This is a genomic window from Paraburkholderia dipogonis (assembly GCF_046027395.1).
GTDB lineage: Bacteria > Pseudomonadota > Gammaproteobacteria > Burkholderiales > Burkholderiaceae > Paraburkholderia > Paraburkholderia dipogonis_A.
Genome location: NZ_JAQQEG010000001.1, coordinates 461,830 through 485,251 on the forward strand (window position 1 = coordinate 461,830; position 23,422 = coordinate 485,251).

Genomic DNA, 23,422 nt, shown 5'->3' on the forward strand with positions numbered 1-23,422 from the left:
ATTGCCGAGAATGGGAGCCGTCTCGCGACCAGGTCGAACACGGTTGCATGTGCATTCGGCTTCTTGACGGTCGGCCGAGCGCCGCTGGCGACAGGGTGCGCCAGCACGCCAGCCGCGTCTCGCATGACAGCCCATCGATCTGGCAGATATTCCCAATGAGAAGATGGGTTGACCAAACGGGTCGCTGAAGTCAAAATCTTTCCATTGGAAAAATTTTAGGCGGGCGTATGAACGAACGTTTGAACATGAATGGGTACCGCGCCAACCTGGCGCCGATTGATTTCGAAGTCGACTGCGGCCCGCTGCCTGTGCGCGGCGAGTTGCCATCCGGGCTTGCGGGCGTGCTGGTCCGCAACGGCCCCAACCCGCTTCATCCCGATCCGGCGCAACACTGGTTTGCGGGGCATGGCATGGTCCATTGCTTCGAGTTCGCGAACGGCGGCGTGACATACCGGAACCGCTGGGTACGCACGCAGCGCTGGCTTGCCGAACGGGCAGGCGTGGCCGCCGACGTCACCGCCTTCGGCGCGCGGCCGGAGAAAGAGATGCCGGGCGATGACGGCGTCGCCAATACCAATGTGCTGATGCACGGCAACCGCCTGCTTGCACTGGAGGAGGCGCATCTGCCGGTGGAGTTGCACGCGCGGACGCTGGACACGCTCGGCCAGGTCGACTTCGGCGGCGAGTTGCAGGGTGCGTTCACCGCGCATCCCAAGGTCGATCCGGATACCGGCGAGCTGCTGTTTTTCGGCTATGGCGGGCCCGATGGTTTGGGGGCGGGCATGACGGCCGGCAGCATCGATACGGGTGGGCGCGTGACGCATCTGAAGCGCTTCGATGCGCCCTACGCGAGCATGATCCACGACTTCGCGTTTAGCGCAGGGCATCTGCTCTTTCCGGTGACGCCGCTCACGGCAAGCAAGGCGCGGATGCTCGCGGGCTTGCCGCCCTATGCCTGGGAGCCGCAATTTGGCAGCTTCGTCGGTGTCTTGCGGCGCGACGGCAGTGGTGAAGTCGACTGGTGGAAAGGACCGGCGTGCTTTGTCTTTCACGTGATGAACGCATGGGAGGACGACGATTGCATTTACATCGACGTAATGCAGTTCGACGTCCCGCCGAACTTCACCTGGCCCGACGGCCGCGCGATCGACGGCGCGGGCCACGCGCGCCTGTGCCGCTGGACGCTCGACCGGCGCGGCCGTGAGCGCGTCTTCACGAGCGGGATCATTGCCGTTGTGAGCGGCGAATTTCCCCGCATCGACGAGCGTTTCGCCGGTGCGCCGTATCGTCATGGATGGCTGGCCGCGCATCCGGACGACGGCGGCGAACCCTTCTCGCAAATCGCCCATGTCGATCATGCGAACTCGCGAGCGCTCGACATCTATCGGCTTGCGGACGGCGACGCGACATCGGAGCCGGTCTTCGTACCGCGCACGATCGATGCCGCCGAGGGCGACGGATGGATTCTCGTCGTGGTCTACCGCGGCGCTGGGCAGCGCAGCGACCTGCTGGTGTTCGACGCGTTGCAGCTCGCGGCGGGGCCGCTTGCAACGGTGGAAATTCCGCACCGCGTGCCGAACGGTTTTCACGGCAACTGGGTGGCGGCGCGCCAATAGCCCGTGTGCACGGCGTGTTACGCCGGAGCACGCGAGCTTGTCGATCCACAAGCATTGGCAACGTTTGTACGAGCCACGCATTCCTGCGTGGGCGGGAACACGCGCTTCAAATCCTCCATTCATGCGGCGTGCTGGACACATACCAGCGTGCCGGATCCGCATGCGTTTCGACGACTTTCATGCCTCGGTGTTGATCAGCAAGGCGCCCAATTTCTTCGTAAGTTCAGCAAACATGATTTTCTCCAGTCCGTATTGCAACGAGCTGCTTCGGTCCGGCTGTGGGAGCCGGCGTTGCCCGTCGATGGAATGAAGCTTAGGCGCGAAGAATGAGCCGGAAATGAGCGCTCGAAACCGGCGATTCACACTTCGACATGGCGCGAATTTCGAACTGACACGCCGCTAATTTCCCCCTCATTCTGCGTGACCACAATGCAGTCATTCGATGCAGCCAACCGACTCGCACCGATCGATAAGGGGAACAGAAAATGAAAGTCATTCGCCATCTGGTAGTCGCTGCGGCGCTCGGCGTCGGCTTGGTGAGTTGCGCCGAAGCGCATGTGTTTGTCGGTGTGGGCGTAGGTGTCGGTGCGCCGGCGTTTCCGGTGATGCCGGTAGTACCGGCTTACGTGCCGCCGCCGGTCTACTACGCACCACCGCCGCCACCTCCGCCGCCGGTGTACACGGCGCCTGTCGTGATCGGGTACTACGGGCATCCGCAGTATCCGCGCTATTACGGCGGCTGGGGTTACGGCTATGGCTACTGGCGCCGTTGAGGCGCGGGCCTGAACCGGCAGTACCACGAACCAGCAATCAACCATCAAGAGGATTTTCAGTCATGAAGCAACGTCAATTGGCTTTTGTCGCCGCTACCGCGCTGGCGCTTTCACTCGTATCCGGTTGTGCCGTCGCCGACGATGGTTACGGCTACAGCTACTACATGAGTCGTCATCCGAACATCGAAGCCGCGGACTTCAACGCGCAGCAGGCGATCGAGCGGATGCGCGCCGCGCAGCGCGCCAACGGCTACGACATGGGCGGCCATGCCGGCCGGGCGATTGCTTTAATGCAGCAGGCTCGCGCCGAGATGCAGGTCTCCGCCGAAATGGCGACGCGGTAAACAGCCCCGCTCGCATCGCCGATTCGCGCTGACCATGGCATCGGCTATTTCTTTCCGATCAGATCATCATCATGAACGTTCAGCCAACCCAACCCACTTCGACCGATCATGGCGTGCCGCTCGACACGCTTACGCGACCATGTGCCGAAAGCTGGCAGGCCGCCTGGGTGCGACGCGCGATTCCGCTGGTGATGGCGCTGCATTTCAGTTCGAGCCGCCGCCCGGCGCCCGACGTGCATGCGCTGCGCTTGCGCGCGCATCGCTACGCCTTGCCTGGCCGGCTCGCCGCGGCATGCCTTTATCCGCGTATGCGCCGTCACGCCGATGCCGAACTGAAGGGCGAATGGATTCGTCCGCGCGGCGCTTCACAGGAGTCGGAGCAGACAGTCGTGCTCTACCTGCATGGCGGCGCGTACTATTTCGGCTCCCCCGCGACGCACCGTGCGTTGACCGTCGAACTGGCTCACTCGACGCAATCGGCCGTGTTCGCGCTGGACTACAGCCTCGCGCCCGAACATCCGTTTCCCGCCGCGCTGGAGGACACCTTGCGCGCCTATCGGGCGCTGCTGGCGCGCCGCATCGCGCCGCGTTCGATCGTGTTCGCCGGCGACTCCGCGGGCGCCGGGCTCGCGCTCGCCGCGCTGGTCGCGTTGCGCGACGCGGGCGAGCCGCTGCCCGCCGGGGCCGTGCTGTTCTCGCCCTGGGCGGATCTGACGACGATCTGGCGCGCGAGCCACAACGCGTTGTCAATGAACCGCACCGCGATGGAAGCGGCCGCCGACATGTATCTGCGCAACGTCAGGCGCTTCGAGCCGCTGGCGTCGCCCGCGCGCGCGAAGCTGCATGGCTTGCCGCCCATTCACGTACAGACCAGCGACGCCGAGGCGCTGAGCGTCGACGCGCGCGAGCTCGCGGCAAGACTGCAACGCGCAGGCAATGCAGTGGAGTTCGCGCAATGGCATGCCATGCCGCACGCGTGGCAGTGCTTCTCGCCGTTCGTGCCGGAAGCGCGTGCGGCGCTGGCCGAGGCTTCGCGATTTATTCGCCGCTGTTGGGCGGGCGCGACGTTGCGATGAACGTGTTGATCGCGGCGGCGAGCGCGTGCGGGTACTGATACATCATCGCGTGGCCCGCCGAGCGCACGACGAGCAGTTGCGCATGCGGAATTTGCTCGGCAAGCGCTTCCGAGTTCTGCTTCGGCAAGACCTGATCGTCGGCGCCCGTCAGGACCAGGGTAGCGAGGCGCCCGTTTTTCAGCGCTGCTGCGGCGGCCTCGTCGCCGGCCCAATCGTGCAGCAGCGCGGACTGGCCTTCGGTTACCGTCGCCGAAATGGCGGGCGACTGATAGCCGGCCGGCTGGAACATATTCTTGCGGAAGCACCGTTGCGCTGCGTCCACGGCAGCGGGCGGAAACAGAACGCGCATGACGTCCACGAAGGTCGTGCCCGGTTTGCCGGACAGGGTGGCTTCGACGTCGGGCGTCACCGGCACGCCGAGCGATCCCGGCGCGGGCGCGCTCATGAGCACGATGCGCCGCACGGCGAGCGGCGGGTCGAACGCGAGTTGCTGGGCAATGGCGCCGCCCATCGACCAGCCGACGAAGGTGACGTCGGAGAGCCGCAGTGTGTCGATCAGCGCGGCCGCGTCGAGCGTCATGTCCCGCGCGGAAAAACTGGACGCCGCCGGTTCGGAGCGGCCGATGCCGCGGTTGTCGAAGACGATCACTTCGTGCCGCCTGGCGAGATCGGTCAGAAAGGCCGCGTCCCATTCGGCGATCGTCGCGCGAAAACCGGTTTGCAGCACGATCGGCGTGCCGTGGCCGAAACGGTAGTACGCGATATCGCCGTTCACCGTATGCGCGATCTGCTCGCGAATCGACGGCTTGTGGTCCGGGCGATCGGCAACGACAGGGCAGGCTTTCTCGTTCGCGTAGTGGACGGTTTTCGCTTCGACGAGCGCGGCCTGCGTGGCGCCAAATAGCGCCAGCAGCGAAGTCGCCGCGATGAGACTGCGCAGACGTGTCATGAAGCCGGTCCTTTGCCGGCTTCGCCGAGCATGACGGTCCAGCCAAGTCCTCGCACGTTGCGAATCACGGTGAGCCCGAACTTCTTGCGCACCGAATGGATCAGCACGTCCACCGCATTGCTTTCGACCTCTTTGCCCCAGCCGTACAAACGGTCTTCGAGCTGTTCGCGCGACAGGATCGTGCCGGGGCGTTCGAGAAACGCGAGCATCAACGCGAATTCGCGCGCGGAGAGCACGGTCGTGGTGCCGTTGCAGGTCAGCGTGCGTTTGTCGAGATCGAGGCTGAGCGATTCGTCGCCCAGACGCGACGACGCGTAGCCGGCCTTGCGGCGGATCACTGCACGGATGCGGGCGAGCAGTTCGGGGACGTCGAAAGGCTTGAGCAGGTAATCGTCGGCGCCGACATCGAGACCCTGTACGCGCGAATCGAGATCGTCGCGGGCGGTCAGGATCAGCACGGGAACCGCGTTGCCGGCCGCGCGCGACGACTTCAGCAACTCGATGCCGCTCAAGCCGGGCAAGCCCAGATCGAGCAGCACGACGGTATATTCGGCGTTGGCGATGGCGTCGCGCCCGGCGATGCCGTCCCTGACCCAGTCGACGCTATAGTCGGCGTCCTTGAGCGCACGCAGCAGACTTTGACCAATCTGCAGGTCGTCTTCAACGAGGAGAATTCTCATGATCGTCCTGTCGGCAGCAGTCAGGTTATGCCTGACTCGCAGCTCGCGGGTGCGTGGCCGGGCCACGGTAGGCGAGCGATTGAATGATAACCGACGCACGCGCGGTGGCATGATCCGGCGTGCCGATCTGCTCGAACGAATGAGGAGGCTTGCGCGTGCCGACGCAATCGTGGACTTGGGACGATTCGAAGACTCTACTGCGCGCACAGCGATGGGTGGCCGGGACTCGTGGCGTGCCCAAATCCCGCTGGCGCGGGTGGCGGATCGAGCCGCCACGTGACGCTGTGGCGTCTCGCGGCCTCGTCAATAAGCGCCGGCCATGGCGAGCAGATAGAACGGCAGCAGGTCTTCGTTCGACAGCGGCGGCTCCAGCGCTACGCCGGATGCGTCAGCGGTTGCGTTGGCGGTGTCGTCGGACTGGGTGGAAAGGGCGGTTTGCGTGTCCATGATGCTAATCCTCGTGATGATCGAACCGCATCTGCGGAGATCCGAAAGGGTCTTTCCGTGCGGTACAGAGTCATCGTGATCCTCGTGAATTAGCGTGAAATTAGTCGATGTTCCGAGCGCCGCGATGGAGAAGCGCAGCGCCGCGAAACGCCGCTGCTAGCGCGATGCCTGCCCGGCCGCGTGCTGCTCCGGATACCACGACGTGAACTTGACCGCGGCGATCAGCGCGGCCACGGTCGCCATCACGCCCACCGAATGCGGCAGCGCCGGCGCATACACCATCACGATATCCGCGAGCACCAGCATGCCGAACGCGAGCGCCCAGGCCGCGCTGATCACATAGTTGACGTGGATGAAACGCGCGCTGTTCCAATGCTCGCGACCGACGCTCTCGCGTGCGTATTGCAGCGTGAATGGGCGCCGCAATGCGATCGATGTGAGCACGATCAGCGCAAGCCCCGCGTCCACGCGCAGCCGAACCGCGGCGATCGACCAGTGCACGTCACTGGTCAGCGCATAGATGGCCAACGCCCCAAATAGCAGGACGGTACCGACTTCCAGCAGCTTGACGTGGCGCGCCGGGCTCACGAAATCGCGCGCCAGCAGCGCGGCGGCGACGAGCGCACCGGCAATCAGTCCCGCCTGCGCGCCGGCAAGGCGTTCGATTACCGCAAAGGCCAGGAATGGGGCAAAGCTCAGTAAGAGATTCATCGTGGACTCCAGAGTAAGGAGAGGTTCGCGTGATGACAGCCGGCCGCGCGTTTCGCATAACGCGGACTGCGCATGGCGGCCATGCGAAGCCAGATGTCGATATGTTTACATTGGAAAGATATTGCCTAAATTTTCGGCGCGCGTCAAGTGGAAATGCCCTCCCGGCTACTGGCTGGGCCCGTGGGGTCATTGCCGGGATACGCCGTATCACGGTCGCCTGCCGAATGGCGGGTGGCAATGAGCGGGCGCAGACCTTATCCACAGAAAATGTTCGCAACCCTGTGGACAAGTCCTGGCCAAGCGAGATAACTGATTGAGTGCAGAAGGATTTCTTCGCGGGAGCAGCGAACGCGCTCACTCCATCGGCGAGGCGAGCAACGACACTGGCACGCCATGGCAACTGACCCGGGCGACGAGCGCCGCGTCCAGGCCCGCACTCGACTTCTCGTGCGCATCGAACGAGGTCATCTCCCGGTCGACCCGCAGAATGTTGATGGGCCACGACCGCCGGGACAGCCGTTCGTGCGCGAAAGCGCCGACCCATAACGGTGTGACGGACATGCCGTTCGCCACCGCGTAACCGCTGGGCCAGAAACGCAGCACGTCGCGTTCGTCGCGCGTGTCGCCCGGACGCATGAAGACCACCGAGGAAGGCACGCCGTTGTTGAGCTTCGGCAAAACCGGCAGCGACACGGCGGCCACGTTGGGCGAGGCCAGCGAGAGCAGGCTGTGCGCCGAGACGTCCGTGCCCTCGACCCACCCCTGGGCGCGCAACTGTCCGCGGATCGAATCGAGGTTCGAGACCCACTGCAGCGTGAGCGGCTCCTTGCGGTCGCCGCCCATGTCCGAGCGGTAGCACGGCAGGCGCTTCCACACCGAGAGCGCCCACTCCGATTGCGTGACCAGCACGGGTGGCGGACGCAGCGCGCTGTCCGGCGGCGGAGTGGGCATGTCGAAGCTGACCTGCGTGCCCACGCTGACCAGCACGACCACCAGCACCACGACGGGCATGAATGCGCGTTCGGGCGGCGCTTCCGGGTGCCGCCACATCGCGGTCAACGCGACGATCGCCACCCAGATGTAGGCGAGCGCGGCGCCGCCGATCGCGTCGGACACCCAGTACCTGCCGAAGTACAGTCCGGCGAGCGCGACCACGATCACCACGATTGCACTCGCGGCCGCCACCAGCACCCCCTCCAGCCTGCCGACCCGGCGCGCCAGCAGAAACGCGAGGAAACCGTACACGATGACGGTCGCGGCGACGTGATTGCTCGGAAACACATAGGCGCCGACCATCAACGCATTGGGCGGCGCGCGGCGCATCGCGAACTGCAGCACGTAGATCAACAATTGGGAAAACACCACCGCCGCGAGCCAGTAGCCGACGGTGCGCCAGCGCCGCTCCAGCAGCATCCACACCGCGACCGTCACGACCAGCGCCGCGAGCGTGAAGCTGCTGCCGAGCGTCGAGAGCCCGGCGAGAACGGTGTCGCTCCAGGGCGTGCGTACCGATTGCAGGAAGTGATAGACGGAGAGGTCCACTTGCGTCAGCGGATCGCCGCTGATGACGTCGTCGAGCACGCCGAAAAAAAGCGCGCCCGACACGAGTACGACCAGCGACGTCAGCAGGATGCTGCTGGCGTCGGGTGTGCCGGGGTCGAGCATCTTGCGCGCGAAACGGCCGAACGGCCCCGGATGGCCGCAGGCCCAGCTGCCCACCTGGCGGCCCGCCGCGCTCGACCACGCATTCGCATGCGAGAGCAGAAAGCGCGCGGCGCGAAAGCTCAGCCAGACGATCCCCACCAGCAGCGCGATGATGACGACGAGCCGGAACGAGACCGCGCCGGCCAGCAGCACGGAGGCGCCGAATATCATGCCCGGCAGGATATGGGCGGGCGCCCAGATCAGCGCCGACAGCACGTTCATCGCGTAGAAGCGCAGCGGCGACATGCCCAGCATGCCCGCCACCACCGGCACGATCGCCCGCAAGGGGCCGATGAAGCGCGCCAGCACGACACTCTTCGCGCCATGTTTGCGGAAGAAGCGGTGGCCTGCCTCGAGCACTTCGGGATGTTTGCAGAACGGCCAGAACTGGACGATCCGGTCCTTGTAGCGGCTGCCGATCCAGAAGCTCATGCCGTCGCCGGCGATGGCGCCCGCGATCGCCCACACGAGTGCCCAGCCGAGACTCAGCGAGCCGGTGCCGATCAGCGCGCCGGCGAGGAACATGGCGGTGCTGCCCGGAATGAAAGTGCCGATGACGGCGAGAGACTCCAGAAAGGCCGCCAGGAAGATGACCGTGAGCGTCCAGCCGGGATGACCGGCTAACAGATGCAAGAGGTGGATGTAGGCGTGCTCCATCGTGCGCGATCAGCCGTTCTGGCGTAACGATTGATCATAACGCGCGAGGGAGCCGTCTTATTCCTTTTTGGGCAGCGGCGGCATGTTCACGAAGCGCTAAGCGAATCGCCGCAGACGTGAATGTGTTCGCCGATCTGTACCGCCGGTTGCGTCTGATGGTTGAGTCACACGTTCAGATCTCGTCGCTGAATTCGTCGAGGAAACGTTGCAGGCGGTCATGGCGGAGGCTAGCCAGACGCGCGCCGGTCGCCGTCTGAAAACCCGCGGACAGTTTCAGCAGCTTGGTGTGGAAATGGTCGAGCGTGTAGCGCGTGTCATCCAACGGACGCTGTGTTGCGTGCGGATCGGCCGGGTCGTACAAGGCGCGGCCCATGCGTCCGGCGACGTAGAAGCAGCGCGCCACGCCCAGCATGCCGAGCGCGTCGAGCCGGTCGGCGTCCTGCAGCGTTTTCGCTTCGAGCGTGGTCGGCGTGACACCGGCTGAAAAACTGTGCGCCTCGATTGCGTGAGCCGCGGCTTCGACTTGCGCTTGCGGCCAGCCGAGCGAGGCCAGCACGCGTGCCGCTTTGTCCGCGGACAGGCGCGACGCCTGCGCGCGCAGCGGCGAGTTTTTTTCGACCGCTACGCAATCGTGCAGCAGCGTGGCGGCGAACAGCACCTGCGCGTCGCCACCTTCTTCCGCCTGAATGGCCGCGGCGTTTTTCCAGACGCGTTGCAGATGCGAGGTGTCGTGCGAACCGTCGCCGTTGTCGTCGTCGGCGTGCGGCAGGAGGGTGCGGGCCAGATCCTGAAAGGGGGCGAAGGCGGCTTGTGTCATCGGTGCAGTCTGTGAAGAAAGCCGTCGATTATCGCGCATCGTTCGTCGAGTTCTGGTTTGGCGGCGGTGAACGAAGCGGGCCGGGCGTCGTCATACTATTTGAGCGGCCTGCAATGCGGACACCGCGGCCGCGCAATTCGACGATGTAACGGAGTGGGCTATGAAGATCGTAAAGGGCAGTATCGCGGCGTCGGCACTCGTGATGGGTGTTGCCGCGGCGGCGTATGGGCAGTCGGTCGGTCAGCCGGGCAATACCGGCGCGGGTGGCGTGAATGGCGTGCAGTCCGGCGGGATCAATAACATGGGCGCCGCGGCAGGTACGGGGCTGGGGACGGGGGCCGGCACGAGTCCGACAGCGGGCGTGGGAACGATGGGCGGCGCGGGCGGCGGTCCCGCGCTCAACACCATGCGCGCAAACGGCACGAGCCTGAACATGAACCCGGACCCGCGCGTGCCGAATCTCGCCGGCAAGGGCATGCCGCCGCGGAATTAGTCAGCAAGCCGCGCGCGTCCATCGCGTGATGGCCGCGTATAAAATGCACGGCTCGGCAGGCGGATCCGATTCGACAGCAAGGAGATGGGTATGGCGTACGGCGAGCACAAATACAAGGTATCCGTGCAGTGGACCGGCAATCGCGGAAGCGGCACTTCCGGCTACCGCGACTACGGGCGCGATCATGTGATTGCCGCGGGCGGCAAACCCGAAATTCCAGGTTCATCGGATGCGGCCTTTCTCGGCGAAGCCAATCGCTGGAATCCGGAAGATCTGCTGGTCGCCTCGGCCAGCGCCTGCCACAAACTCTGGTATCTGCATCTATGCGCGGATGCCGGCATCGTGGTGACCGCGTATCGCGACGACGCCGAAGGCACCATGCTCGACGATCCGAAGCAAGGCCGTTTTTCACAGATCGTTCTGCGTCCGCGCGTCGTGATTCGAGCGGGCGGCGATGTCGAACTCGCTGCGCACTTGCATCACGTCGCGCACGAGAAATGTTATATCGCGAACTCGGTCAATTTTCCGATTCTGTGCGAGCCGGTCATCGAAACGGATACGCAATGAGCGAGGCACGCCCCGGCCGCCGCTCGCCGGAGGAGCGGGCGGCAGCGCCGCGCCATCGATTCAATGCAGCAGCGTCATCTGCACGACCTTCACGATCACCAGCACGACTGCCACGATCAGATAGCCACGCAGCACGCCCATCCAGACACGCTTGGACATCGTCAATTGCGGCGCAGGCAGTTCGTCCAGAGGCGGCATGCGCCAGGCAGCGCGGGTTTCCTTCGACAGGCTGAACTCGCTTTCATGAGCCACAGAGTTCTCTGAGTGCTGCCGCAGCTTGCGGACCACGACGGTGGCCGCGTAGCCTGCCACGGCCATCAGCGTGCCGCCTGCGAGCACTTCAAGAATCGCTTCGCCCGTGATGTCCGGATACATCACCGATGCCGTGAGAATGATGGATAGCATGACGAGCACCCAGACCACTGCGCCTGTAAAGACGTTGAGCTTCTTCGAGTTCACCCACGGTCCGAGGACCGCGCGGTCGTTACACAACAGCAGCAGAAACACGGTCGCGCTCGGCAGCAGCACGCCTGCGAGCGTCTGCACGGCTTCCGTCAGAAGACCGAGCGGGCTGCCCGGAATCAGCACCAGCGTCGCCGCGGCCGCCACGATGCCGAAGTAGACGAGGTAGAAGCCCTTCGCGTCCGACACACCGCGATGCAGCGAGTGGCGAATCTTGAATACGTCGCCGATCGCGTAGGCGGTGGACAACGACACCGCCGCCGCGCCGATGATGCACGCGTCGAGCAGCGCCACGGCGAACAGCACGGCGGGCGTGCGGCCGGCATATCTTTCGAGGTCGGCGATCACGCCGCCCGCATCGGTGAAATTGCCGGATTCCGGCTTGCCCGCGTAAAGCGCCGCGCAGAACGAGATCATGGCCACGGCGCCGATCATCACGAAGACGATACCGATCCACAGGTCGGCTTTTTCGTACTTCATGAAGCGCGGCGTGATGCGTTTATCGACGATGTAGCTCTGCTGGAAAAACAACTGCCACGGCGCGACGGTGGTGCCGACAATGCCGATCACGAGCAGCATCACGTCGCTTAGTTTCGAATGGGCGGGCCAGCCCGGAATCAGAAAGTCGTGCGCCATCTGGGCGGCCGGCGGGTGAATCGACACCAGCACGGGCACCAGCAACAGGCTCATCAGGCACAGCACCACAGCGAAGCGTTCGAAGCGCCGGAAGTTGCCCGTGCTGACCGCAGCCATGGTCACCGCCGCGGCGATGCAAACGCCGGCCACTTTCGAAATGCCGAAAAACTGCAGCACGAATGTAATGCCGATGAACTCGGTCACGATCGTGAGCGCGTTCAGGATGAACAGATCCACGACGCTGAAGGCGCCCCAGAACTTGCCGAAGCGCTCGAAGATCAGCCGTGCGTGACCGACGCCGGTCACGGCTCCCAGACGCAGCACCATCTCCTGATTGACGAACAGCACGGGCACGAGCAGCAGCATGGTCCACAACAAGGTGGTGCCGTAGTTCTGTCCCGCTTGCGTGTAGGTGCCGAAGGCGCCGGCATCGTTATCGCCGACCATCACGATGAGGCCGGGCCCGAGAATCGCGAGTAGCGTGCGCACGCGGGCCCACCAACTGTTGCGCGCACCCGTGTCGTGATGGGCGATGGTGCCGAGCGCGCCCTTGATGTCGCCGAGGTGCGCGTCGTCGAGAACGGCGCTGCGCGGTGGTGAGACGTTGATTGGAGTGGACATGCTAGCCGCCTGAGTAGGTTTGATTGGATTGAGCGGTGCGCCTTCTGGATTCGCAGGGCGTGCGCGGTCGAATGACGGTGGCGCAGGCGGATCGCGAAGGCGCGCTGAGCTGGGCGTGCGTAGTTACGAAGCGGTGTGCGAAACGGAATGTGACGCGGGCTGTGAAGCGGGATGCGACGCGGGCTGTGAAGCGGGCTGTGAAGCGCGGCGCGACGCGAGCGCCTTGAGGCGTTGCCAGGCTACGGCGAGCCAGTGCGGCTTGACGCCGTGCAGCGCGAGAGCGGCGTCGCTGTGGGTGTGGGTTTGCTGCAGGGGCGGTACGAGGATGGCGAAGTACATGTTATTTCTCCGGGCGTATGGCTTGACGCGGATTGCGGAAAGCCAGCAGACACGGAGCGCGGCGCATCAGGCGCGCGGCGAAGGACGTCTAACTGCTTTCCTTAGGCAAATAAAGCTTTGCGTGCCAGCTCGGTCGTGACTGAGCGGCACTTAAGCGGCATATGGGATAACTGTCACTGTCCATGGCGGCTCCTTATCGGCGTTCAGTACGCACGTGTTTGTCCACGCGCCCGGCCGCGCCGCATCGAACGAATCGAAACGGCGCGAGCGAACGCTGCCGCAAGCCGAGGCTCGCGACGCGATGCCATTCGGCGAGACGCACGTGCGCAAGCACGACGCGGCCGGATGGCGCTAATCAAGATGCACGGAGAGGGTTACTGCGGCGCGCACCGTCTGCCTGCTGGCAAGACGGCGGCTGAGAAAAAGAGAGCGCGGGCGTCGGGCCGGTCAGGCAGTGAAGCTGTTCGAAAGTCGACTACTGCTGGTGTCCAAGGCATGAGCCCCGTTTGTGAAGACGGCGAATTTTAGGCACTCCGGCAAGAGGAAGTCAACATGCTTCGTTAAGCGAAGCAAATATTCTTTTATGGGGCGTGGGGTAGGCCACGTTGTGGTTGCCGGAGGCATCCTGTCTTTCAGTTGCGACAGGAAAGAAAGGTTAATGAAGGGTGTGTTTTTCGCCGCCGCCGCAGAGCGGGTTGGGCTGATATCACGGGCCGGGTTCCATGTGCAACTCGGCCTGGTCCGACGCCCGCACTGGCAATAAACACGAGGCGGTCGCCGCGCGTTTGTGACTCGCGGCTCCACGCGAGCGTGCCCAGTCGATGGAGTCGATCTTCGGGCGCGCTTCGCCCTTGCTACACCGCGAAGCTGGCTTCGCGGTGTCTCAACGATTGCCGTCGAGCAGATCGCCAAGCAGTTCGTCGAACGCGGCTTGCGCGTCTTCGAGTTCCTGCAGCGCGGCGTCGAACGTTTGCAGCGCGAACTGCGAAGGCTTGCCGCTGCCGGCCGGCGGGAATTGCGATTGCAGCGACGCGAACGCCGACTGCACCCGCTGCGTCGCGGTCAATACGCGTTGCATCGCCGCGGTTTCTTCGGCTCGCGCCTGTTCGTGATCCATGAGAACTCCGTATTCGTCTGGTCGGCTCGCGCCGTTTTCAAAGGGGTGACTATGCCACGTTCGCGTTCAGGACAGCGGCAAGCCGCCATTGGCCTTTATTTCGCGCAATGAAAGCGCCGATTCCACCGACGTCACGCCTGGCAGGCTGCGCATCTCGTCGCGCATGAAGGTGCCGTAGTCGTCGAGGTCGCGTGCCACCACCTGCAGGATGTAATCGGCGCTGCCCGACACGTTGTGACACGCAAGGATTCGCGGGATGGCCTGCACCTCGCGCTCGAAGCGCGTCGCCACCGTGCGGTCGTGCACGGCAAAACGCACGTAGACGAACGCGACCACGCCGAAGCCGAGCGCGGAGCGTGACAGCATCGCGCGGTATTGGTCGATATAGCCGTCGTTTTCGAGGCGCTTGAGACGGCGCGCGCACGGCGTTTCGCTCAAGCCGACCGTTTCGGCCAGCCGCGCGTTCGACATGCGACCATCTTTCTGCAGCGCGGCGAGGATCGCGCGGTCTGTTTTATCGAGGTCGGTTGACATGGCTCAGTGGTGCTGATCGCGGATTGGAGGAAAGCATAGGCTGAAGCCGCAATGTTAGCGCATTCCTCCAAACATGAAGTCAAGAGGCCGGTAAATCGCCAGCAAACCCTCCGCCGACGATAGCAAGATAGAGCCTTGAAAACAGGAGACCTTCATGATTTCCGCACATCTGCTGGCCGTGTATATCGCAGCGCTTTTCGTCGTCTATGCCGTGCCCGGACCGGACATGGCACTGGTGCTGCAAACCAGTATCGGACGCGGCGTGCGCAGTGGTTTCGCGGCTGCCGGCGGCCTCGGTCTCGCGCGCGCGACGCACGTCACGCTCTCGGCATGCGGGGTGGCCGCGCTGTTGCGCAGCGCGCCCTGGCTGTACGACGTGGTGCGCTATGGCGGCGCGGTCTATCTCGCGTGGGTGGGTATTCAGATTTTTCGTTCACCGGTGTTCGCGCTGCCGGATGGCTCGACTGCGGGTGCTACCGCGAGCATCGAGTCACGCCCGCTGCGGGCCGCTTTTGTCAAAGGCCTGCTGACCAACTTGCTGAACCCGAAAGCGCTGCTGTTCTGCTCGGTGCTGCTGCCGCAGTTCGTGCGCCCGGAGGCGGGGCCGGTGGCCTTGCAGATGGTCGAGCTCGGTCTGGTGCTGCTCGCTATCGGCGCCTGTTTCGACGTGATGTATGCAATCGGCGCCGCGCGGATCGCTGGCTGGATGCGAGCCCATCCGCTCGCGCAAACGCTGCAGCGCTGGACTTTCTCGGCGGCGCTGATCGGCTTCGCGCTGCGGCTCTCGCTGGACTGATTCTGGCCGGATACGGCGCGGCGGGTCTTTAAGACCGCCACGCGGCCAACCGCGCAAGAGGGACCGCTTACTTGCTCAGCTTATGCTCGCGCCGCGAGCGGTCTTCGATGATTTTCCTGCGATGCTTGTCTTTCGTCTTCTTCCAGCTTTTGCATTCGTCGCGTGTGCGCAGGCAGCCGATGCAAAAGCCGGTTTTGCTGTCGAACTTGCAGATGTCGATGCAGGGTGACGCGATGCTCATGGCGAATGGCAATTAAAGTCAATGCGAGGACTCTCGCATGGGCCATGCCCGCACGCAAAGTGATTGTGTTAATAAAGCCAATAGAGAGCCACACCTTATTCGTGGCAACACAATCACCTGCTTTCACTCTCAATGAAAACTTTTCTGCTCTATGCCGTGACCGCCATTGCTGAAATCGTCGGTTGCTATTTGCCGTGGCGGTGGCTGAAAGAGGGCGGTTCGATCTGGCTACTGGTGCCGGGCGCGCTCAGCCTCGCGCTGTTCGCCTGGCTCCTGACCCTGCACGGCACCGCCGCAGGCCGCGTGTATGCGGCTTACGGCGGTGTGTATGTGGCGGTGGCGATAGCCTGGCTATGGTGCGTCGACAAGGTGCGGCCCACGCTGTGGGACGCCGCCGGCGTGGCCTTTACACTGGCGGGCATGGCAATCATCGCATTCCAGCCGCGCGTTTGAACGGACCGGGGCGCGGATTTTTGCCGCTCCCAAATGCATCTCTTTCTGAGTGCTCATTGCCGCATCCGCGCCAACCTCGAGCCCACGCAGGCACGCCCTTTACTTGATGCCGCCGAGATAGTCGAGCTTGCCGAGTTCGACACCGTTGTGACGCAGAATGTCATACGCCGTCGTGACGTGAAAATAGAAGTTCGGCAACACGAAACCGAGCAGATACGACAGGCCCGTGAACTCGATCGGGCCCGTGCGCATTTTCAGCGTGATCGCGCGTTCTTCCGAGCCGTCGATCTGCTCCGCATTGAATTCCTTCAGATAATCGATCGTCTTTTGAAGGCGGGCAATCAGTTCTTCAAAAGTCTGTTCGACGTCTTCGTACTTCGGCGCTTCGACGCCGGCCAGACGCGCGGCGCAGCCCTTCGCGGTGTCGCTCGCGATATAGACCTGGCGCGTCAGCGGCAGCATGTCCGGTGCGAGCCGGCCGGTGGTGAACACCGTGGGCTCGATCTGTTTCGCGGCGGCGTGGGCTTCGGCTTTGCCCAGAATGACCTGCAGGTTGGTCAGGCCGCGGATCAACACGGGCAGTGATGCTTGATACATCGAAATTGACATGGGGCTTCCTCTGATTCTTTTGATCGTGCACGCGGATGGCGCGCGAGGCAACGTAACGGCTGGATTGCCGCTGCAGCATCATAGCGCCAACGATAAAGGATGCGCATGTTAGCCATTCGGACAACTGCCACGCGCGCCGGAACTGTGTTTGAATGGATTGGTCGGACAGTTTGACGTCCTTGGTCAGCAAACTTGCCGCCGGCTTCAGGCAATGAGGTTGTGCAGGCGCGTGGCATGCTGCTTCCACCCCGTGGAGCGCGCCGCCACGCTAACCGGAGAATCGACACCATGGTCAATAAGCACCCGCTGCCTGGCAGTGAACGCACAGTGGAACAGGGTTCGAAAGTCGTGGGGCAATGCGATCCGGCGCAGCGGATCGAAGTGTTTGTCATGCTGCGCCGTCAGCAGCAGGCGCAGTTCGACGCGCTGATGAGCAAGATCGAAGCCGGCGATCCCGGCGTCAAGCCGCTGTCGCGCGAGACGCTGGCCAAAGATTACGGCGCCGCGCCCGACGACATCGCCAAGGTCAAGGCCTTCGCCACCGCACACGGTTTGACGGTGGTGCGCGAAGATCCGGCCGCGCGCACGGTGCTGCTGAGCGGCACGATCGCCCAGTTCCAGGACGCGTTCGCCGTCAAGCTGGAGCACTACGAACATCACTCGGCCGGCCAGTTCCGCGGCCGCACGGGCACGATCAGCGTGCCCGACGATCTGCACGGCGTGGTGCAAGCCGTGCTCGGCCTCGATAACCGCCCGCAGGCGCGTCCGCACTTTCGCATCCGGCCGCCATTCCAGCCGGCCCGCGGGCATCAGGTGTCGTTCACGCCGCCGCAGCTCGCGTCGCTCTACCACTTTCCGCAAGGTGACGGCGGCGGTCAGTGCGTCGGCATCATCGAACTGGGCGGCGGGTATAACACCAACGACCTCAAGTCCTACTTCGCAAGCCTCGGCGTCGCATCGCCCAAGGTGAAGTCGGTCGGCGTCGATCAAGGCAGCAACCAGCCGACCGGCGATCCGAACGGGCCGGACGGCGAAGTGACGCTCGACATCGAAATCGTCGGCGCGATCGCGCCCGGCGCGAACATCGCGGTGTATTTCACGCAGAACAGCGACGCCGGCTTCATCGACGCGGTGAGCCGTGCGGTGCACGACACGACCAACAAGCCATCGGTGATTTCGATCAGTTGGGGCGGCCCGGAGTCGAACTGGACCAGCCAGTCGTTGCAGGCCTTCAACAGCGTGCTGCAGTCGGCGGCGACCCTCGGCGTGACGGTCTGCGCGGCGTCGGGCGACAGCGGTTCGAGCGACGGCGTGGGCAGCGGCGACCAGGTCGACTTCCCGGCGTCGAGTCCGTATGTACTAGCCTGCGGCGGCACGAGCCTCACTGCGTCGGGCACCTCGATCTCGCATGAGGCGGTCTGGAACGACGGTGCACAGGGCGGCGCGACCGGTGGCGGCGTGAGCCAGGCCTTCCCGGTGCCGGTGTGGCAGAAGGGCTTGTCCGCCACCTCGACGAGCGGCGGCAAGAAGGCGCTCAGCGGGCGCGGCGTGCCGGACGTGGCGGGCGACGCTTCGCCGGTGACCGGCTACAGTGTATTGATCGACGGCACGCAGACGGTGGTCGGCGGCACCAGCGCGGTCGCGCCGCTGTGGGCCGCGCTGATCGCGCGCATCAATGCGGCGAAAGGGCAGCCCGCCGGCTTTATCAACCCCAAGCTGTACAAGGCGAGCGGCGCGTGCAACGACATCACGCAAGGCAACAACGGCAGTTTCGCGGCATCCGCGGGCTGGGATGCGTGCACGGGGCTCGGCAGTCCCAATGGTCAGAAGGTCGCGGCCGCACTATAGTCTGCAACACACGCCCCGCAGGAAATCCCCTTCGGGGCGGCATAAAAGACGTGAACGAAGACGTGAACGAACCCATGGAGCGATCATGACAAATACCGACTCAGCTTCTGTTAGTCCGCAGCCGTCGCACAATTCTCATGCTTCGGGCGCACCGGCAGCCACGCCAGCGCCCGCCAGCGCGCCGCACAAAGCCGGCGATCAGCCGTTCTTCGATCCAGTCGCCTACGGCAACGGGCCGGACGATTCCGTCACCGCAACCGATGAAAGCGCCGCGATCACGCATCACTCGATCACCATCGGCGGGCACAAGATCAACTACACGGCGACGGCGGGCCACCTCGTCATCGTCGACCCGAGCAGTTCGCAGCCGGAAGCCCGGATGTTCTACGTGGCGTTCACGCAGGACAAGCAAAAGGAAGAAGCCCGGCCGGTGACGTTCTTCTATAACGGCGGGCCGGGGTCGTCGTCGGTGTTCGTGCTGCTCGGCTCGTTCGCGCCGCGCCGCATCAAGACGTCGATGCCGAGCTTCACGCCGCCCGCGCCGTATTCGATGGAAGACAATCCGGACAGTCTGCTCGACAAGAGCGACCTCGTCTTCATCAACCCGGTCGGCACTGGCTACTCGGCGGCGATCGCGCCGAAGAAGAACCGCAACTTCTGGGGCGTCGACCAGGACGCGGACTCGATCAAGCAGTTCATCAAGCGCTTCCTGACGAAGAACAACCGCTGGAATTCGCCGAAGTACCTGTTCGGCGAGTCGTATGGCACGGCGCGCAGTTGCGTGCTGGCGTACCGCTTGCACGAAGACGGCGTGGATTTGAACGGCATCACGCTGCAATCGTCGATTCTCGATTACACGCAGGCCGGCAACCCGGTCGGCGCGCTGCCCACGGCGGCCGCGGACGCGTGGTATCACAAGAAGCTAGGCATCGCGCCGCGGCCGACCGATCTCGGCACGTTCGCCGAAGAAGTGGCGCAGTTCGCGCGCACCGACTATCTGGCCGCGCTGCGCAAATTTCCGACCACCGACACGGCAACGGTCGAAAAGCTCAGTGAATACACCGGCATCGACAAAACGACCTTGCTCGCGTGGAGTCTGGATATCGCGTCGTACGACAGCCGGGGCAATTCGCTCTTCCTGACCACGCTGCTGAAATCCAAAGGTCTGGCGCTCGGCGAGTATGACGGTCGCGTCACAGCGATCGGCACGGGCATTGCCGGCAAGATCGACCCGAATTCCGGCGGCAACGACCCGACCATGACGGCGGTGACCGGCGTCTACACGACGATGTGGAACGTGTATCTGAACGAGCAGTTGAAGTACACGTCGAATTCGTCGTTCACGGATCTGAACGACCAGGCTTTCCAGTACTGGGACTTCAGCCACATCGATCCGACCGGCGCGCAGAAGGGCGTCGACTCGAAGGGCAACATCATTCTGTACACCGCCGGCGACCTGGCCGCCGTGATGGCGCTCAATCCCGATCTGAAGGTGCTGTCGGCGAACGGCTTCTTCGATTACGTGACGCCGTTTTATCAGACCGTGCTCGATCTGCAGCAAATGCCGCTGCTCAGCCAGCAGGTCCGGCAGAACCTGTCGGCGCGCTTTTATCCGTCGGGCCATATGATCTATCTCGACGGCGGATCGCGCACCGCGCTGAAGGCCGATCTCGCGAAGATGTACGACACGACGGTGTCCAACACGCAGGCGCTATTCCGGATCCGCGCTCTGCAGGCGCGCGTGCCGAGAGTAGCGGCGGATTGACGCGTCGCGTTGCAGACGGGACGCGCGCGGAATGCCGGGCATCGCGGGGTCAGCGGGCAGGGTGCGTAGGGCGGCATTGGGATTGGCGACGTCTGAGTCGTGGCGTCGCCGGTTCCCGCAGCCTGGGAAATCCGCCAAATGCGGCCTATGCGCGTGGCGCGCATAGGCAGGCTTTTTTTACTTAAGCATATTGAATGTGTTTTAATTAGTCTGCGAATTGAACTATTGCGTGCCGCTCCCGGCGCGCCGACGAATGAACGCAGGCATTGCAGACAGGCGTCGCACCGACCATTCCAGCGACCCGACCAGCAGTACGTATGACACGGCTCCGCCGGCGCTCGCGCGCCGGTGCGGCGTTGCGCGTCCCCTCGGCAATACGCGCTTTGCGCTCGCGCTCGGCTTCACGGCGCTGCTCACGTTGCGCATGGGCGACGCCCACGCGCAGGACCTCGGCATGCTCGACGAGCGGGTCACGCAGCAATCGGTGGGGGACACGATTTGCCGCCCCGGTTACGCGGACACCGTTGCGCCGCCGTTCGACGAACTGATGGCGCACAAAGACCGCATGCTCGCCGCGCGCGGCATCGATGCGGACAACGGCGCTGCCTTCGCGCTCGACCGGCGTGTGCCGATCGTGCTCGGCGGTTCGCCGGACGCTCCCGCCAATCTCGATCTTCTGCCGTGGGCGGGCCACCAGGGCGAGCGCCGCAAGGCGCGCGCGGCGGTCATGCTCAAACGCTGCGTCTGCGAAGGCAAACTGAGCCTCGCCGAAGCGCAAGCCGCGATTGTCGGCAACTGGTCGGTGGTTTATTCGGGCTTCAGTCAAACGTCTTGCGATGTGAGCCGGCTCGACGTGGCCACCGGTGGCGACAACGGCCACGGCGCCGGCCGCGACAACCCGCCGTGAAGCCCGCTGCCTCGTCTGTGGCGCCTGCTTCGTTCATTTGCATCTATTCAGTCGCGCGGCTTGCAACTCGCAGGCCGTGGCCCCATCTAGTTTTCGGAGAATCATCATGATCCATTCACGTCTTGCCGCGATGGCGCTTTCTATCGGCTGCCTGTTCGGCAGCACCGCCGGGTTCGCCGCGGAGCCGGTGCGCTGCGGCCAGGCCGACACGCTGAAGATTCGCGGCGATGTGCCCGCGGCCATCAGCTTCGACGTGTACCGCCAGTTGCGGCCGTTGAGCGCGCAACGTGTTGCGCTGTTCCAGTCGGCCGGCGAGGTCAAGCGCCTGCCCGACGGTCTCGCGGTATGCGAAGTCGCCGACGACGGCGTCGACGATCCGTCCGCGGTGCTGGTTCAGCTGCCGCGGGGCAAGAACGCATGGTGGGTGAGTTCGGCCAACGTGCAAGCGGCAGACTGATCGCGACGACCCGTCCGCCTCTCGCGCGGGTCCCCCGCAGGATGCCGTGGCGATGTCTGTCGCGGCCCGGTTTCTGCGTCCAGCGTCCGCGTTTGATGCGTTTGCCGGGCCTGTAGCGGGAAATGAACAGCTGTTTTGCTATTTTTGACGCCGCTTAATCAGGTACAGTGCATTAACGGAGATATTTAAGTCCGTTTTTTGACGATACTGTGTTGCATCGCTTTTATTGTCGTTTGTGGCTATCCTGAGTACAGGACGAAATTCGCAGGGGAGAATTAAATGATCGCCTTCTATTTGTCATTGGCCGCTTTGGGCGCCGCCGGCGCTGCATTGATCCGCCAACTCGCTGCCGCGCAGGCGAAACAGCGTGCCGCATTGCGCCCTGTGCGCGTGCAATCCGCGGATCGCGGCACAGGCCGCAACGCGCGCAAAGGGTAGGCCGCATGAACCTGATCGTGCGCAATATCGCGGAATCGTGCAGCGAGCAGGAAGTGCGGGAATTCCTGAAGCACGAACTTGGACATTACGCGAAAAACATCGAGGTGGTCGACGCCGGTAAGCCCAGCGCCTACGCCACGGTCGAACTGGACGCCGAGGTGCCCTATGTGGGCGACGTGATCGCGCGGCAGATTCACGGCAAGCAGTTAGGCGGGCAGACGCTGGAAGCCAGCGCCGATCTGTTCACCGACGAACCGCCGGCGGCTCAGTAACCTGACGCTGTCGATTCACCCCGTACGCGGCGCGTGACAAGAGCGCGCCCGAGCTGTGCATTGCCGACGCGCCGACGTCGCCGCATTCAGCGCATCATCTGCGCACCCATCCCTTCCTCAATCTCCGCTTGCCTGCACCGGCCAATCGAACGGCGTGTACGGCAACGCGCGCTTGTGACGCGTGACGTCGTAAAAGCGCAAGATGGTCGCGCGTGCCGCATCGCCCACGGGTTTGCGCTCCAGAAAGTCATCGATGGCATCGTACGGAATGCCATAGGCATCCTCATCGGGCCGTTGCGGACGCAACATTTCGAGGTCGGCGGTCGGCACCTTGTGCGCTAATGCTTCCGGTGCGCCCAGCGCTTTGGCCACGGCGCGCACGCGACGCTTGTTGAGTCCGGCGAGCGGCAGCACATCGGCGCCGCCGTCGCCGAACTTCGTGAAGAAGCCCATCACCGATTCGGCCGCGTGATCCGTGCCGATCACCACGCCGGCCCGCGCACTGGCCACCGCGTATTGCGCGATCATGCGCTGTCGCGCCTTGATATTGCCGTGCACGAAGTCCTGTTGCGATTCGTCCTTGTATGGCACGCCGCTATGATCCAGCGCGGCGAGCATGGCATCGGCCGCGGGTTTGATATCGATGGCGAGATTTTCGTCCGCGCGAATAAAGCGCAATGCCTGCTGCGCGTCGGCTTCGTCTTTCTGTTCACCGTAAGGCAGACGTATTGCGACGAAGTGCGCGTCGTAATGTTCGGCGCGCAACCGTTCGACCGCGAGTTGCGCAAGCCGGCCGGCAGTCGTCGAGTCGACGCCGCCGCTGATTCCGAGCACATACGTTTTCAGGCCGCTGCTGCGCAGATAGTTCGCGAGAAAAGCGACCCGGCGCTCGATTTCATACGCAGCGTCGAACTCGGCGCTGATGTGCATTTCTTCAGAAATGCTTGCCTGGCGTGCGACTGGATCCTGTTGCGTCATGATTGCTCTTTACTCCTTGCGCGCTCGCGCAAATGTCGAACCGTTACCGGCGTGGGTTCAATTCACCTCTGCGCCGCTTTCAATCTGCCGCATTGATCGGCAAAGGTGCCCGGTT

Annotated in this window: 27 protein-coding genes; 14 read left to right on the plus strand and 13 right to left on the minus strand. The window is 64.0% G+C overall.

Annotated elements, in window-relative coordinates:
- Nucleotides 1–227: 227 nt before the first annotated feature.
- The 4 genes from PQR32_RS02070 (at nt 228) to PQR32_RS02085 (ending at nt 3,809) form a co-directional block, all read left to right on the plus strand.
- The gene (locus PQR32_RS02070; protein ID WP_408221910.1) at nt 228–1,616 is read left to right on the plus strand and encodes a carotenoid oxygenase family protein; all 1,389 of its coding nucleotides are present in this window, start codon (nt 228–230) and stop codon (nt 1,614–1,616) included.
- Nucleotides 1,617–2,101: 485 nt separating this feature from the next.
- The gene (locus PQR32_RS02075; RefSeq protein ID WP_408221911.1) at nt 2,102–2,389 is read left to right on the plus strand and encodes a hypothetical protein; all 288 of its coding nucleotides are present in this window, start codon (nt 2,102–2,104) and stop codon (nt 2,387–2,389) included.
- Between the two features lie 62 nt (nt 2,390–2,451).
- On the plus strand, nt 2,452–2,733 hold the full coding sequence (locus tag PQR32_RS02080; protein WP_408221912.1) for a hypothetical protein: 282 nt from the start codon (nt 2,452–2,454) through the stop codon (nt 2,731–2,733).
- Nucleotides 2,734–2,804: 71 nt separating this feature from the next.
- The gene (locus tag PQR32_RS02085; protein WP_408221913.1) at nt 2,805–3,809 is read left to right on the plus strand and encodes an alpha/beta hydrolase; all 1,005 of its coding nucleotides are present in this window, start codon (nt 2,805–2,807) and stop codon (nt 3,807–3,809) included.
- Here the strand turns inward: PQR32_RS02085 and PQR32_RS02090 are convergent.
- The 6 genes from PQR32_RS02090 to PQR32_RS02115 form a co-directional block, all read right to left on the minus strand.
- Complete coding sequence (locus PQR32_RS02090) at nt 3,772–4,758, minus strand: alpha/beta fold hydrolase (protein WP_408221914.1); 987 nt, start codon at nt 4,756–4,758, stop codon at nt 3,772–3,774. The two genes, PQR32_RS02085 and PQR32_RS02090, sit on opposite strands and share 38 nt — an antisense overlap.
- Nucleotides 4,755–5,438, minus strand: a complete 684-nt coding sequence (locus PQR32_RS02095) for a response regulator transcription factor (RefSeq protein WP_408221915.1) — start codon at nt 5,436–5,438, stop codon at nt 4,755–4,757. The genes PQR32_RS02090 and PQR32_RS02095 overlap by 4 nt, the downstream gene beginning before the upstream one ends.
- A 303-nt stretch (nt 5,439–5,741) precedes the next feature.
- Nucleotides 5,742–5,885: a hypothetical protein gene (locus PQR32_RS02100; protein WP_408221916.1), complete on the minus strand. Its 144-nt coding sequence runs from the start codon at nt 5,883–5,885 to the stop codon at nt 5,742–5,744.
- 156 nt (nt 5,886–6,041) lie between these two features.
- Nucleotides 6,042–6,596, minus strand: coding sequence for a DUF3159 domain-containing protein (locus PQR32_RS02105; RefSeq protein WP_408221917.1), 555 nt, complete (start codon nt 6,594–6,596; stop codon nt 6,042–6,044).
- 354 nt (nt 6,597–6,950) lie between these two features.
- Nucleotides 6,951–8,957 (minus strand): bifunctional DedA family/phosphatase PAP2 family protein, encoded by a 2,007-nt coding sequence (locus PQR32_RS02110; RefSeq protein ID WP_408221918.1) that lies wholly within the window; start codon nt 8,955–8,957, stop codon nt 6,951–6,953.
- Nucleotides 8,958–9,129: 172 nt separating this feature from the next.
- Nucleotides 9,130–9,774, minus strand: coding sequence for an HD domain-containing protein (locus PQR32_RS02115; protein WP_408221919.1), 645 nt, complete (start codon nt 9,772–9,774; stop codon nt 9,130–9,132).
- A gap of 160 nt (nt 9,775–9,934) precedes the next feature.
- Here PQR32_RS02115 and PQR32_RS02120 point away from each other — a divergent pair, with 160 nt between their 5' ends.
- Complete coding sequence (locus PQR32_RS02120; RefSeq protein WP_408221920.1) at nt 9,935–10,267, plus strand: hypothetical protein; 333 nt, start codon at nt 9,935–9,937, stop codon at nt 10,265–10,267.
- 90 nt (nt 10,268–10,357) lie between these two features.
- On the plus strand, nt 10,358–10,834 hold the full coding sequence (locus tag PQR32_RS02125; RefSeq protein WP_408221921.1) for an OsmC family protein: 477 nt from the start codon (nt 10,358–10,360) through the stop codon (nt 10,832–10,834).
- A 60-nt stretch (nt 10,835–10,894) separates the two neighbouring features.
- Here PQR32_RS02125 and PQR32_RS02130 read toward each other — a convergent pair whose 3' ends face one another.
- The 4 genes from PQR32_RS02130 to PQR32_RS02145 form a co-directional block, all read right to left on the minus strand.
- Nucleotides 10,895–12,553 carry an NRAMP family divalent metal transporter gene (locus PQR32_RS02130; protein ID WP_408221922.1) on the minus strand — a complete coding sequence of 553 codons (1,659 nt, stop codon included), beginning with the start codon at nt 12,551–12,553 and terminating at the stop codon, nt 10,895–10,897.
- A 123-nt stretch (nt 12,554–12,676) separates the two neighbouring features.
- Nucleotides 12,677–12,892 carry a hypothetical protein gene (locus tag PQR32_RS02135; RefSeq protein ID WP_408221923.1) on the minus strand — a complete coding sequence of 72 codons (216 nt, stop codon included), beginning with the start codon at nt 12,890–12,892 and terminating at the stop codon, nt 12,677–12,679.
- A gap of 883 nt (nt 12,893–13,775) precedes the next feature.
- Nucleotides 13,776–14,009 carry a hypothetical protein gene (locus tag PQR32_RS02140; protein ID WP_012426650.1) on the minus strand — a complete coding sequence of 78 codons (234 nt, stop codon included), beginning with the start codon at nt 14,007–14,009 and terminating at the stop codon, nt 13,776–13,778.
- A 66-nt stretch (nt 14,010–14,075) separates the two neighbouring features.
- Nucleotides 14,076–14,543: an Lrp/AsnC family transcriptional regulator gene (locus tag PQR32_RS02145; protein ID WP_408221924.1), complete on the minus strand. Its 468-nt coding sequence runs from the start codon at nt 14,541–14,543 to the stop codon at nt 14,076–14,078.
- 154 nt (nt 14,544–14,697) lie between these two features.
- On the opposite strand from PQR32_RS02145, the gene PQR32_RS02150 reads away from it, so the two are divergent.
- Nucleotides 14,698–15,339, plus strand: coding sequence for a LysE family translocator (locus PQR32_RS02150; protein ID WP_408221925.1), 642 nt, complete (start codon nt 14,698–14,700; stop codon nt 15,337–15,339).
- Between the two features lie 67 nt (nt 15,340–15,406).
- Here the strand turns inward: PQR32_RS02150 and PQR32_RS02155 are convergent, their stop codons facing one another.
- On the minus strand, nt 15,407–15,580 hold the full coding sequence (locus tag PQR32_RS02155) for a DUF1289 domain-containing protein (RefSeq protein WP_408221926.1): 174 nt from the start codon (nt 15,578–15,580) through the stop codon (nt 15,407–15,409).
- A 132-nt stretch (nt 15,581–15,712) separates the two neighbouring features.
- Here PQR32_RS02155 and PQR32_RS02160 point away from each other — a divergent pair, with 132 nt between their 5' ends.
- Nucleotides 15,713–16,033 (plus strand): YnfA family protein, encoded by a 321-nt coding sequence (locus PQR32_RS02160; protein WP_116121219.1) that lies wholly within the window; start codon nt 15,713–15,715, stop codon nt 16,031–16,033.
- A 99-nt stretch (nt 16,034–16,132) separates the two neighbouring features.
- Here the strand turns inward: PQR32_RS02160 and PQR32_RS02165 are convergent, their stop codons facing one another.
- Entirely contained in the window at nt 16,133–16,642 is a 510-nt protein-coding gene (locus PQR32_RS02165) for a DUF1993 domain-containing protein (protein WP_408221927.1), read from the minus strand.
- Nucleotides 16,643–16,930: 288 nt separating this feature from the next.
- On the opposite strand from PQR32_RS02165, the gene PQR32_RS02170 reads away from it, so the two are divergent.
- The 6 genes from PQR32_RS02170 (at nt 16,931) to PQR32_RS02195 (ending at nt 22,329) form a co-directional block, all read left to right on the plus strand.
- On the plus strand, nt 16,931–18,490 hold the full coding sequence (locus PQR32_RS02170; protein ID WP_408221928.1) for a S53 family peptidase: 1,560 nt from the start codon (nt 16,931–16,933) through the stop codon (nt 18,488–18,490).
- Between the two features lie 85 nt (nt 18,491–18,575).
- Nucleotides 18,576–20,255, plus strand: coding sequence for a S10 family peptidase (locus tag PQR32_RS02175; protein ID WP_408221929.1), 1,680 nt, complete (start codon nt 18,576–18,578; stop codon nt 20,253–20,255).
- Between the two features lie 253 nt (nt 20,256–20,508).
- Nucleotides 20,509–21,162, plus strand: a complete 654-nt coding sequence (locus PQR32_RS02180; protein WP_408221930.1) for a hypothetical protein — start codon at nt 20,509–20,511, stop codon at nt 21,160–21,162.
- Between the two features lie 106 nt (nt 21,163–21,268).
- On the plus strand, nt 21,269–21,619 hold the full coding sequence (locus tag PQR32_RS02185) for a hypothetical protein (protein WP_408221931.1): 351 nt from the start codon (nt 21,269–21,271) through the stop codon (nt 21,617–21,619).
- A gap of 279 nt (nt 21,620–21,898) precedes the next feature.
- Nucleotides 21,899–22,057, plus strand: a complete 159-nt coding sequence (locus PQR32_RS02190; RefSeq protein WP_408221932.1) for a hypothetical protein — start codon at nt 21,899–21,901, stop codon at nt 22,055–22,057.
- 5 nt (nt 22,058–22,062) lie between these two features.
- Nucleotides 22,063–22,329 carry an RNA recognition motif domain-containing protein gene (locus tag PQR32_RS02195; protein ID WP_408209259.1) on the plus strand — a complete coding sequence of 89 codons (267 nt, stop codon included), beginning with the start codon at nt 22,063–22,065 and terminating at the stop codon, nt 22,327–22,329.
- A 117-nt stretch (nt 22,330–22,446) separates the two neighbouring features.
- Here the strand turns inward: PQR32_RS02195 and nadE are convergent, their stop codons facing one another.
- On the minus strand, nt 22,447–23,307 hold the full coding sequence (gene nadE / locus PQR32_RS02200) for an NAD(+) synthase (protein WP_408221933.1): 861 nt from the start codon (nt 23,305–23,307) through the stop codon (nt 22,447–22,449).
- Nucleotides 23,308–23,422 lie beyond the last annotated feature (115 nt).